At 59.9% G+C, this 10,765-nt stretch carries 14 protein-coding genes; 5 read left to right on the top strand and 9 right to left on the bottom strand.

Features of this window, described 5'->3' with window-relative positions:
• Positions 1 to 32: 32 nt before the first annotated feature.
• Positions 33 to 500 (bottom strand): hypothetical protein, encoded by a 468-nt coding sequence (locus GOEFS_RS19085; protein WP_245549909.1) that lies wholly within the window; start codon positions 498 to 500, stop codon positions 33 to 35.
• Between the two features lie 468 nt (positions 501 to 968).
• Between GOEFS_RS19085 and GOEFS_RS19080 the strand changes: the two genes are divergently transcribed.
• A complete protein-coding gene (locus tag GOEFS_RS19080; RefSeq protein WP_138918073.1) occupies positions 969 to 1,943 on the top strand; it encodes a hypothetical protein in 975 nt (324 codons plus the stop codon).
• On the opposite strand, the gene GOEFS_RS19075 is transcribed toward GOEFS_RS19080, so the two are convergent.
• From GOEFS_RS19075 to GOEFS_RS19065, 3 genes are read right to left on the bottom strand one after another with little or no spacing between them, the layout of a single operon-like run.
• On the bottom strand, positions 1,940 to 2,143 hold the full coding sequence (locus GOEFS_RS19075) for a hypothetical protein (RefSeq protein WP_138918072.1): 204 nt from the start codon (positions 2,141 to 2,143) through the stop codon (positions 1,940 to 1,942). The genes GOEFS_RS19080 and GOEFS_RS19075 overlap by 4 nt on opposite strands.
• Before the next feature lie 37 nt (positions 2,144 to 2,180).
• The gene (locus GOEFS_RS19070; protein ID WP_040525606.1) at positions 2,181 to 2,927 is read right to left on the bottom strand and encodes a hypothetical protein; all 747 of its coding nucleotides are present in this window, start codon (positions 2,925 to 2,927) and stop codon (positions 2,181 to 2,183) included.
• Entirely contained in the window at positions 2,917 to 3,234 is a 318-nt protein-coding gene (locus GOEFS_RS19065) for a hypothetical protein (protein ID WP_007319586.1), read from the bottom strand. Before GOEFS_RS19065 ends, GOEFS_RS19070 begins: the two co-directional genes overlap by 11 nt.
• 251 nt (positions 3,235 to 3,485) lie before the next feature.
• Between GOEFS_RS19065 and GOEFS_RS19060 the strand changes: the two genes are divergently transcribed.
• The 4 genes from GOEFS_RS19060 (at position 3,486) to GOEFS_RS19045 (ending at position 7,222) form a co-directional block, all read left to right on the top strand.
• Positions 3,486 to 4,283, top strand: a complete 798-nt coding sequence (locus GOEFS_RS19060; protein WP_245549908.1) for a ParA family protein — start codon at positions 3,486 to 3,488, stop codon at positions 4,281 to 4,283.
• Between the two features lie 6 nt (positions 4,284 to 4,289).
• Positions 4,290 to 4,685 carry a hypothetical protein gene (locus GOEFS_RS19055; RefSeq protein WP_007319584.1) on the top strand — a complete coding sequence of 132 codons (396 nt, stop codon included), beginning with the start codon at positions 4,290 to 4,292 and terminating at the stop codon, positions 4,683 to 4,685.
• A gap of 72 nt (positions 4,686 to 4,757) precedes the next feature.
• Positions 4,758 to 6,449: a hypothetical protein gene (locus tag GOEFS_RS19050; RefSeq protein ID WP_007319583.1), complete on the top strand. Its 1,692-nt coding sequence runs from the start codon at positions 4,758 to 4,760 to the stop codon at positions 6,447 to 6,449.
• Positions 6,449 to 7,222 carry a hypothetical protein gene (locus tag GOEFS_RS19045; protein ID WP_007319582.1) on the top strand — a complete coding sequence of 258 codons (774 nt, stop codon included), beginning with the start codon at positions 6,449 to 6,451 and terminating at the stop codon, positions 7,220 to 7,222. The genes GOEFS_RS19050 and GOEFS_RS19045 overlap by 1 nt, the downstream gene beginning before the upstream one ends.
• Here the strand turns inward: GOEFS_RS19045 and nrdH are convergent.
• The 5 genes from nrdH to GOEFS_RS19020 form a co-directional block, all read right to left on the bottom strand.
• The gene (gene nrdH / locus GOEFS_RS19040) at positions 7,219 to 7,485 is read right to left on the bottom strand and encodes a glutaredoxin-like protein NrdH (RefSeq protein WP_007319581.1); all 267 of its coding nucleotides are present in this window, start codon (positions 7,483 to 7,485) and stop codon (positions 7,219 to 7,221) included. The genes GOEFS_RS19045 and nrdH overlap by 4 nt on opposite strands.
• Entirely contained in the window at positions 7,482 to 8,618 is a 1,137-nt protein-coding gene (locus GOEFS_RS19035; RefSeq protein ID WP_138918071.1) for a hypothetical protein, read from the bottom strand. The genes nrdH and GOEFS_RS19035 overlap by 4 nt, the downstream gene beginning before the upstream one ends.
• A 466-nt stretch (positions 8,619 to 9,084) precedes the next feature.
• Positions 9,085 to 9,735 (bottom strand): hypothetical protein, encoded by a 651-nt coding sequence (locus GOEFS_RS19030; protein WP_007319579.1) that lies wholly within the window; start codon positions 9,733 to 9,735, stop codon positions 9,085 to 9,087.
• Positions 9,732 to 10,250, bottom strand: coding sequence for a hypothetical protein (locus tag GOEFS_RS19025; RefSeq protein ID WP_138918070.1), 519 nt, complete (start codon positions 10,248 to 10,250; stop codon positions 9,732 to 9,734). The genes GOEFS_RS19030 and GOEFS_RS19025 overlap by 4 nt, the downstream gene beginning before the upstream one ends.
• Positions 10,243 to 10,608: a hypothetical protein gene (locus tag GOEFS_RS19020; protein WP_007319577.1), complete on the bottom strand. Its 366-nt coding sequence runs from the start codon at positions 10,606 to 10,608 to the stop codon at positions 10,243 to 10,245. Before GOEFS_RS19020 ends, GOEFS_RS19025 begins: the two co-directional genes overlap by 8 nt.
• Positions 10,609 to 10,765 lie beyond the last annotated feature (157 nt).

Genomic DNA, 10,765 nt, shown 5'->3' with positions numbered 1-10,765 from the left:
AACACGAGAAGCAAACTCACCTTCGCGAATCGTCATGCTTCATCTCCCGAATCAAGGGAATCGCCCCATATCCTCATCGCGTCGTCCCGGTTCAATCGCGACAGGGAGGCTCGCGCCGCGAACGGTTCTCTGAATCTGTCGTCAAGGTGCCGGCGATCGCGCCAACCGAACCCGGCGCCGAGCAAGGCAGTGGCTGCTGCAATCAGATCATCATCAGTCGGAGAATCACCTGCGAGGCCAACCACGCCAACAACACCAGCACCTTCATTAACGACGTACTGGTTCCGGCCGTCCTGGTCTCTTACCCCCAGCGCACGAATATCCATAGCTCTGCCGGCATACATGAACGAAGCGACCGGAGCGTCTGCGGGAGGATGAAAGAAGAACGTGACAGAGCGACCGTCTTCGGCAATCTGCGCTACGACCCGTGATCCCAACCACTTAAGTCGACTGTTGATGTCCTCTAGTTCCGCACTCAAAGTCAGCAGTTCGTCACCCACACTGACCTCCTTCATTGGCGTATCCGTCCGCCAATACCCGCCATTTGGGCCGCGTGTACTTCGCACCAACCCTCGCGCGATGAAACTCTGCACCACTGCGATGCTGGCGCCGGTCGACAACCCTGTCGCGTCACAGATGCTCTTAACCGACCCAATCTTCTCACCTGCACGGGCGGCGGCAACCATCTCACGCACTACGCGTTCCGCTTCGTCCATCTTCGGCATTCCACAACCCCAATCATCAATTACTCACGATCTATTGAGCTAATGTACCATGCGTGTATGGTGCCCCATCTGACCAAGCAAGCATTAAATCGGGAACTCGAAGGAATGCGCGATCGCCGCATGTGTCTCCAGCACGCACTTGATCGAGCGGCTCTCGATATAGGAGCAACTACGGAAGCACTGAGTGAGTTAGGCCAAACGAAAGCCCAGTCGGCCGGCAAGGCTGGCGTGTCACCGAGCCACATGACTGAACTAGTCGCGAAAGCACGAGCGGCAGGCCGCAAGATCCCAGAACCCCTTTATCGCGTGCCCGCATGCCGCGGAATCGAGTTACAGGAGTTCGTAGCCGCACACGGTGGACCAGTGCAGATCATCGCCAGTTTCGCCGATTACGATGTAGTCCACATGTCGAGACTTGAACCAACCGTTTTCCTTAGCGGCAACCATCTGTCACGGCCCCACATGATGATTCGCTGCCTCGACGAGGAATGGGTAATCGTCGACAACGTCCAAGTCGGGTACAAGGGCACCAGACCAACAAACGCGTTCCGCGAGCTTGCCGGAATCGGTCTGGCTACCGATCTCGCCAAGCGCATTGTTTCCTCACGAGCGAGTCGCGTGTATCTCGATGACGGCCTTGCCGTGGTGGAAGAGAATAGTCAATTCACCCATGATTGGCCGCTCCTTGACCTCGGCAGATACGACTTCATCGCCGATCGGCTTGTTGTCACGATCGCCGCCGAGGGCTTAGGTCAGGTCGTCCCCGGCCCATTCAGCGGCCGTGATGGCAACCCTGCCGCGCATCCGCTACGCGCGTGGCTCACCTATCTTGATGACCACACGATCCCGTGGCTAGATCACCCACGACGAGCACGCGTGTACTTGGACCGCAACACCGCCGAAGCAGACGGCTACTGCACATCGCCGGGCCACGACCACGGGCGGCGCGACATATACACCGTCATCATCGAACAAGGGCCTGTCCAATTGTGGCTAGACATCCCCCGATCAAACGATCCGACTCAACGGTTCGCCCCAGAACTCCACGCGGCGCTGGCTGCCGCCGGCTTCTACACCACTCCCCTCGACCCGAGCAATCACCGCAGCGCCTTCGCGCAATGGCTGAACGGACTAGGCCGCACTCCGCCGATTTTCGTCGACCTCCACGACCAGCCTCTGGCGATCCCTGACCCCCGGTCGACAATCCCAGCTACCTAGTCGATGTGCTTCAACAAGTCTGAGGTGAACTCGATCGTCTCGCCAGCCCAATTGCCGGGACCGGTAACTTCCACCCTGACATCAATGCCGCGGACTCGTACAACCTTGCCTACCAATGGCGTCGGCAAGTTCTCTACATCCCGAAATGGCGACATCTCACCAATGGTTGTCACCACCCGATCGCCAACGCTGAAACTCATCATGTAATCCCTTCATTCAGTAGCGGCTTCGGCGGGTTCATCGTGCGCGGTGAGGGCCTGGGTGCCCGATCCGGCGGACACAGGTTGCACGGGCGCGGGGCATTGCTGCGGCACATCGTGATTCGGTTCGGCGACGCAGAATGTCGGTGGCGTCTTGGTAATCCGATCGAGTGCGGGCCGCACGTATTGCGGCAGACAATGCAGCGGCCATGTCTGGCTGGCCCGCCTGGTCGTAGCCGTCGCGCATCGCAGCTTCGGCCTCGGCCCTAGAGAGTACTTCTGCGAGGGCGGCAGGCAGCAATCCCAGCTGCACCAGCGCTCGCACCAGATGCGCCTCAGCCTGCGGCGGCGCATAGTCCCAACCGTCGAGCCCTACGGCCTCAGCGACAACGTCGAGGAGCGCCAATGCGTCCCAGAGCTGCGTAACCTCTTCCTCAGTGAGGTGCCCGGACCGCACGAGGGCATTGGCGACGTCGTACACAGCGTTTCCAGTGCGCGGGCCAGCACAGATCACTTCGATGAGCCCTACCCCACCCTCGATGCGCGCAGAGAAGATGGCGCGATGTTTGCGGCCGAGCACTTCGACCGTGTTGAGGCCAGCCAGGCGGTCAACCGATGACCTGTTACTCAAGGGGTGCTTGCCGATTGGGTTGTCGCACAGGGCAACAACCTCGACGAGCACTGATTCTCTTTCGTCAGGAGTCAAGTCATCGAGGTAGAGCAGGAACGGCTCAGAGAAGACGATCTCAGCTTGATCGTCGGGAAGTCGTTCGTTACCGCGCATGCGACTGTGCACGCAACTCGTTGGCGCGCTGGCGCACGCGTTCGGGGGCGACACTGACCTTGGCGCACAATTCGTCCAGAGTAAGTCGAGGCGATCGTTGGACTGCGAGGCTGGCAGCCGCCTCGACGACCGCCCAGGCTGCGTTGCGGACCTCGCGAGCCTCAGAGTCAACGCGCGCTGGCGAATCGACGACCGCAACCACCCTCCCATGGCTCGTCAGTGCAACCCTGTTCTCCTCAATTAGGTCGGCTAGCGCCGACACGCCTTTGCGAGAGGCCACGGACATAGGCACATTCACGGTACTCATGTTGCAAAACTACCTACTTCTAGGCAGTAATGCAAGACTTCGAGACTGCCCGCCCGCATGGACAGTGGTGCGCACCATCGGCAACCGCCCCTCTTGAGCTGCAACGTTGCAGCCAAAGCTCACTTTCTTACATGTATGTATACATGTAAGAAAGTGAGCATGTATGACTCCTAACCTGCATACACTCCAACATGCAGTCTTGCATGGCTGAATGTTTGACAACATGACGCCATTAAGGTATGAATACTGGCATGCCAACAGACTTGTATGCACTTGCCGTTGCAATGAAGAAGGGGGGAGTGGGTAAGACGACGACCGCTATCAATTTGGCCTACGAATTCAGCATGGCTGGCTATCGAGTCTTGCTGCTCGACCTAGATCCTCAAACGAACGCCACTGATGGGTTAGGCATCACTATCGATGACTCCGATGGCACGCTCTACGAGGTTCTTACGCCAGCACGCTCCGATCGGATGCCTCTTGCTGATGTCATCAAGAAGTCCAACTCAGGGGTAGATGTGGCCCCCGCAGATGACAGCATGTACAAACTCGATGAAAGCGGCCTCGGGCCAGGCGGTGAGAATCGTCTGAAAGTCGCATTGGCCACCGTGGCCGATGACTACGACATCGTCGTGATGGATTGCCCACCGTCACTAGGTTCGCTGACCATCTCCGCTCTTGCCGCTGCGACGGATGTCATGGCCGTGGTCGCACCAGGTGGTCCTGACGAACTCAAGGGATTAACCAGGTTGGCCGAAACCGTGTATGAGGCGCAAGACCTACTCAATCCTTCCGTAGACATTCGACACGTATTGCTTGCGAACTATGACGGCCGATCGGCACTGGCGAAGGACATCCGAAGGAACTTGCAACGCGACTGGGCTGACGAATATCTCGGCGAAATCTCGCGAACCGTCCGCGTTGGCGAAGCCAAAGCTCGCCAAGTCCCCGTCTCAGTTCACCGACCAGATTCCTACGCCGCAAAGGACTACCACTCCGCCACCCAGACGCTCATTAACCGGATCTCCGCACGTCAAGAAGGGAAGTAGTTACACATGTCAACCACCGGAATCGGCGCTCAATCAACCAGACCGACCCGCCGCCAAGCCCGCGAAGAGAAAACTGGGCTCGCATCAATGTTGAGCCCAGGCAACGAAGTTGCCAATGCCACAAACGACGCCCCAGCACCACGCGAGCCTCAATCCAGCGCGACTCAACCGCAGCAGCCCGCCCCGCCCAAATCAGCAGCACCGCAACTACAATCAGCGGCCAACAAGCCCAAGAAGGTCGCGTTCTCCACTCAGATTGAGATCGACACCGAACTGCGCCTCGAATGGGTGATCCGGAACCTTGGCTACAAGAAGACCGACATCACAGGCGCAGCACTGCACGCCCTATTTGACTCGCTCAAAGCTCCCACCGCCGACGAAATCCGCAGTAAGCAACCATAGAACACCAGTACATGTATGCATGCATACATGTACTCAGAAAGGGTTCAGCGAGTGTCTAGCCAACGACACCAGATGACCGCAGACCGTCATGCGGTGATTGTGACGTCAGAGAAGGTACTCAGTCCCTCTGGGCGGGTGTATATCGCTAAGCCGGTGAGTTCTATCGCTGACTTGGTGAAGATTTTGGACTGGACCACCGATCGGATTGATTTGCGTGCCGCTGGTCTGCCGCCGCAGCTTTGGTTGATCGGCGGTGCCTGCGAAGCGCTGGGGTGGGGTCCTGACGATGTGGACCCAGGGGAGGAGGGCGAAGACGTAGGCGAAACTATCGCACGACTCGACCAACAAACCCACGCACTGTTGGGTCCTCATTTGGCCGCAGACGCCAATGATGAGGGCTGGCACCTATATGTGCCCAAATCGGGAGAAATCGGCTGGCGGTTGCATCTGTCGCGGCTCAAGGGCGGCAAGAAGTACATGGTCGACGTCCACTTGGAAATGTGGGCGATGGTCACCGCCCGCAGCAGCCATGACCGACTGGGCATCCTTGGGTCGGAGAGCGCTGGCACCCTGATCGACTTCGATGATGACCATTCCACGGCCGCGGAACTGGCTCGACGCCTGATCTTTCACGTCGACCACTTAGGCGTGCTACCGGGCAATACCCCAGCCCGCACAGGGCAGGTGGTAGCTGACCAGATCTATCGGGAGCGCCAGCGAAAGCATAAGGCCGCTACCACCCCGGAGGCACGTCGGCGGGCGGGAATCGTCGTCGATGCCCCCTTGCCGATCCCGCCAACGGTAAGTGTCGCCGGCGATCTTGAACCGCACATCGGGTGGGTCCGCGAATGGCTTCTCTATCCCGATGAAACAGAATTCGACGGTGAACTTCCCGTATTGGTGGCCATCGATCAACGCGCCTCGTATCTAGCCTCAGCGGGCATGGTCAACCTCGGCTACGGCGATCTGCATCATCTGATCGGTGATGCCGCCGATGACGCCGCCCACAGCGACGGTGAGATCCCGTTCGGCGTGTGGAGTGTGCGTCTGCCCGCCGCTCAAAGGCTGGACCTGCCCGACCGCCTGCCGTTGCCGCATCCTCGTATGCGATATGACCGCGACGTCGATACCTGGGTCACCACCGAAACACTCATTTCGCTGACCGCGCCCGTCGACGCCGGCGGCGCTGGCCTTGACCTCGTCGACCTGGGAATCACCGAATGCTGGATCACCGAACACCAGGGCTTAGTGCTCAAACGATGGAAAGAGATCATCCATGGCGCACTCAAAGCTGCCGGCGATGACCCTGCCCTGCGAGCGATGGTTGCTGACATCTACAAGGGATTCATCGGTCGGCTGCAATTCGACGAGAACACAAAGGCATTGCGCCACCACTATCAACCACTGTGGCGGGCCTCGATCGTCGCCCACGCACGCCACCGCAACCGGGTTAAAGCTATGAAACTCGCTGACACCTACGGGATCTGGCCCATCAAAGGACAGACCGACGCCTGGACCTACCTAGCGCCAGTTGACGCGGCAATTGCCGACGACAGTCCCCACCTCGGAAAGTTCCGCATCGAGCACAAACATGGTGTCGCGCAACAGGTTCAACTTACCGCCGATGATCTGGCGCGATTCTACGAGGCAGCTCATTTTGAACGCCCCTCTGAGCCAAACCCCCTGCGCGTCAAGGCAGTTCGGACCGCAATCAGCGCCGCGTTCTCGCCCGACGCCTCCGGCGATGACACCGAGGACATCTGATGGCACAGATTAGGCGGCGCCCGAAAAAAGTTGACGCCGACGATCCGCCGATCGCACTGACCACAACAAGCGAAAACAAGCCGGTCACCATCAATACCACTGCCGCGCAAGGTCTTGGCGCTGGGCGTACCGGCATGGCCCCGCGTGGCCCACAGGCTGACCTCACCACGATCGGCTACGAACAAACCCGCCAAGCCGCCCGCGCGGCCGGCCGAACACCACCATCCCCCCGGACATTTCGGCGTTGGAAACAGACTGGCCGCATTCCACACCGCGATGTCGCCGATCTGGTAGCCCGCCATGCCGAGATCACCCGACTCGGGGGAGTGGACCAGGCTGCCGCCACGATCGGCCGATCGCCCTCAGCAGTGCGCAAGTGGCAAGCAGGTAAGACACATAGCATGCTGCCCGACGCATCTGCTCGCCGCTCCGAACAGAGCGTGAATCAGCGCATCGTTGAAAGTGGCATCCCGTCTGGCGCACGTCCCCGCATCACCTTCACAGCCAGCGTCCACGCACGGTGGGAGGGCGGCGACTACGACTACCGCCAATCACGCTCCTTTGCCTTCGGTCCCGGTAGCCCCGAACTCGACTCTATGGATTCGGCAGCAGTATCGTCGCTGGCACATGCGCTGGCCAGCGACGACTACGATCGGGCTACCGCCATCATCGAGGAGCACGCTTCGACGAACTACGGCAGTTTCGGCGGGTTCGACGATGACACCGGATTCCACTTTGAATCGATCTCAGACTTGCGAATCACCTGGGACTAACCCGACACCGCATGCGGCACCGGTGACAACATTGAGGCCCGTTTAGCAACCGCCTTGATGCGATCCGGTCGGAAACCCGACCAGTGTTCGCCATCGACAACGACAACCGGGACCTGCAAGTAACCCAGTTCTTTTACAAATTCACGAGCATCTGCGTTCTCGCTGATATCGACGACGTCGTAAGGCAATCCCTGCTTATCCAGAGCTTTGTAGGTGGCATGGCACTGGACGCAGGCGGGCTTGGTGTAGACGGTGATCGTCATAGGTTTTCCTCTCGGGAATTGGTGAGTGTAAGCAGGTCAGACTGGGGAAGCATGCGTAAGCGCTCAGCGAGAAACGCCGGCGGATTGGAGATCGTGTCGGGCCAGCACCAACCTCGCCGGATTCCCTCGGCCTCGATGGCGCGGGCGATCTTGCGCCCGTCAACGCCAGCTAGTCCACTGCGTGCGATGACATCTCCCAGCTCGCCGGTATGGCGCCGGCGCTTGTCCGGGTTGCTCGTCGTCGATGCGGTGGGATGCGCCAGTGGCGGCTGGTAGGAGATGGCCAGTGCGGGGATCGCCGTCAGCAGCTGCCCTGCACTGCGCAACGCCGCGATCCCTGGTCGATGAGAATTGGACCTCGCGCGCGTGTACGCGTGCGTAGGTGAGTCCAAGTAATACAAAACCCTAAAAGCTAAAGACTGACCCCTACGGGGTAGGCCACAACGCGACCGCGATTGTGGATAAGTCGTAGGTTTGCGCTGAGACCGCATTCGCACCCTGAATGACTGGCGCTTGCGAGGGGACGGACTACGCCGACGCTGGGCACTGGGCCGCGGTGGAATCAGTACCCAATGGCTTGTCGCCCGTGCTTGTTTGCGGCCATGCCAATTCTCGGCGGCATCACGCTCATCGGTGGTCAGCCAACGCCCACGCGCCACCTCACGCGCGCACCCTAGATCGGCCAGGGCGAGCCGACTGCGGTACACCTGCGACTCGGTGAGCCCAGTACGCCGCTGAAGGGCCGTGAGCCCCACGGTGACGTGCCGACCGGTCTCATGGTCAGCAAAGGAGGCCATCTGAACGCCCGTGGCGAAGACGTACTCGACTGACACATGATATTTGGCCGCGATCTGTGCGCCCAACTCAGAATTAAGCAGTGAGCGCAGCTGCTGCTGCCACTCCGCGCGGCTGGTCCACATCGGCAACTGTCGGACCCACTCAGGTGCCGGCAGTGACCACACGTTGCCACGCTGATCGGTCGCTTCATTGAGTTGTTCATAGTGCCGTGCCCGCTCGGCAGTGCGTGCCATCAGCGCGGCGAATTCGGCATCGACATCAACGCCGGCAAGCACGTCACCGGACGTATGGGGCGCTGGTAGTAGGTCCGTGCCACCTGCGGAATCGGGCGACACGATTGAGGTACTTGCACCGCTTTTGGGGTGCAAGCTACTATCGGAGATGTCTACCACGACAAATCCTTCCAAGTCTCTTTGGAAGACTCGGGAATCAGTTCCTATCTGATCCCACTCGATGCGAGTTCGTCGAAGCGCCAACTTCGACCCTCACCAAGTCCCTGTGAACACCCCCTTCGGGGGGCATAGCGCGCTGCGCGCTGGGGCTGAGTCCTCCGCTATGTAGTTATTCCGGTAGTGGCGCGATCTACGCGCCTACGGTGGTGTGCGGACCCTGGACCTCCAAGCTGTTAGTGGGTACAAATTGCGACTCGATCGTTTCATGATTGAGACCACCCCCCGTGGAGGCGCGCCGACGCACTAAACTCGCAGGTCACGATGCAGATCAGTGAATTTCGATGTCGCCTGGCCGTGGCCTGTGCAGACACGGCAAAATTGCCACTCGCCCCACGTGACCTTCGAGGTGTCATTGCCGCCGACCAGAGTGCAGAAGGTCCACGTAGTAACGACCGGGAATCGACACACCAATGATCGACACCACACCCACTAGCCCAGCGATGATCATCACCGGTGCCCCAACGCCCTCATTGGACATCAGCACGAGAACAACGCCCGCGCCAAGAACGGCACTAGCCACATAAAACAACAGGGGGCTGGGCACCAAATGCGCCATCAACACCACGAGTACGACGAGTGTCACGACGGCCGCTAGCGACCACGAGATTGCTGTAGCCGGCGCAATCGGCTGCCACGCTGCGGCGTTCGGATTCAAAATTTCGCCCAACCGGTGAGTAGTCGTCGCGACCTGGTTTACCGCAAAGGTCACCAGCCAGGTGAAGCCGACGACCAACACGCTGACCATGACCAGCGCACCGCACAATTTCACAACCGCGTCCCCCGAGACACGCTGAGCGATGCCAGCGTCACGTGTCCCCGGCAGCGGCGTGAATCCAGCCGGAGCAGGAGCAACCACCGCCTCCTGGTCGACTGTCGTCGGTGTGGCATCGGTCGCCGCAGCAAAATGTGTCTGACTGTAGGCGAGGTGCGACGTTGGCCGCGGAAGATCGGGGATCGTCGGTGATTCGGAGGTCGGCCAGCGGCTATCAGGTGTTGTCATCGCGGCGCCACCTCAATGTCAGTAACGCTCACCGCTCGACGACGGGACAGCTCCCACTTTCCGGAGACGAGTACGTCCAGAATGCCTTGTGCGCCTTCACCATCGGGTCCAAGTTCCCATCCGCCACCCAACGTATTCAAGGACGAGCGCACCAGCCCAGGCCCTGCATTGTTGTACGAATGCTCCCATCCGACGAGATCGACGACGGTGTACAGAAGTTTGCCCTTAGGGCGGAACTCGGCTTGGCGGGTGGCAACCAGATACTGCTCATTGCTGGCCCGGACTGTCCACCACCGAGTACCATCGCCTGCCCGTGGGATAAATCGAACACGGTCACCGACCTGGTAGGTCTGCGCTTTCGGATCTGCCAGATGCATGAGTGCTGAGATCCGGCCAGCGCTCACGCCAGTGGCACTAGCGTCAGGGATAAGGATGCCGCCGCACACATCGGCCCCCAGGGAGTACCCCAGTATGGCGCTCGTGGGGGAGACATTCGGGTCTGTCGGATTAGTCATCATTCTCTCCGCCGCTAGTCATGTCGATTCCAGCGTCGTCCACTTGATCAGCAAGGAAGCCAGTAGGCATGCGTCGAGTCCCAGCCTCCTTACCTTCGTGCGTCGAGCCCGATGTTCCCGATTTCGAGGGAGTCGGTAAGTCGGTGCCGTTGCTTGGGCGTTCTGGGGTGAGGGGGATTGCATGGAGTTTGCGGCTGCACGCCGCGCAGTCGGCTGTGCTCACAGCGCCCGTATCGGCGTCTAGTTCGCCGAAGTAGAACCCCACACGACCACACAGACTGCGTCCGTTGCGGTAGTAGTGCGCCTTGCGGTCGGTGGGACGAATCACGCCCCAACCTTCGGAACTGGTGTTGGACACTGACTATCTCCCTGCTAGTTGGGTGGGATCTGCTGTCACAGTTGCATCGAGGTCGATGCTCGCGGCCCGACTGCCCGATACGTCGTCAGTCTCAATCCGCCACCCGTCGCGGATAGCCTTGTCGCGCTGCCGTTTACGCGGAAAGAATCGCCGCATA

Source organism: Gordonia effusa NBRC 100432, from assembly GCF_000241305.1.
GTDB classification, from domain to species: domain Bacteria; phylum Actinomycetota; class Actinomycetes; order Mycobacteriales; family Mycobacteriaceae; genus Gordonia; species Gordonia effusa.
The sequence above is the reverse complement of the archived record's forward strand: the minus strand, read 5'-3'. Positions and strand labels throughout refer to the sequence as shown.